This window comes from Roseateles sp. P5_E1, from assembly GCF_054049335.1.
Genome location: NZ_JBFUMN010000427.1, coordinates 1 through 537, shown reverse-complemented (window position 1 = coordinate 537; position 537 = coordinate 1). Strand labels below are relative to the sequence as shown.

The 537-nt window shown below is 78.6% G+C and carries 1 protein-coding gene; it reads left to right on the top strand.

From position 1 onward, the window contains the following. Positions 1-537 (top strand): hypothetical protein (locus ACXJKJ_RS31900; RefSeq protein WP_457395737.1); only part of this gene is annotated, 537 nt, incomplete at both ends.

Below are 537 nucleotides of genomic sequence, written 5' to 3'. Positions count from 1 at the left end.
CCGCTGAGCCGCGCGGCCGTGGCCGCGCTGGCCGCCCGCGCCGGCCGCCCGGCCGCGGGCCTGTTCGAGACCAGCGGCGGCAATCCCTTCTTCGTGACGGAGCTGCTGGCCGCGCCGCTGGCCGAGGGCCTGCCGGTGTCGGTGCGGGACGCGCTGCTGGCGCGCGTGGCGCGGCTGTCGCCACCGGCGCGCGAGTTGCTCAATGTGGCCAGCGTCTCGCCCGCGCCGCTGGAGACCGCCGTGCTGGCCCACGCCTGCGGCCTGGAGCCCGAGGCCCTGGCCGAAGTCGTCACCAGCGACCTGCTGCAGGCCGGTGGCGACTGCCTGCGCTTTGCGCACGAGCTGACCCGGCTGACCGTGCTGGAAGCCCTGGGGCCCCGCGCCGCGGCCCTGCATGCCGCAGTGTTCGACGCCCTCAGCGAGCGCGGCGCGGCACCGGCGCGGCTCGTGCATCACGCCGAGCACGCCGGCCTGGACCATGCCGTGGCCCGGCTGGCGCCGCGCGCCGCCGAACTGGCGGCCGCCTCGGGCGCGCAC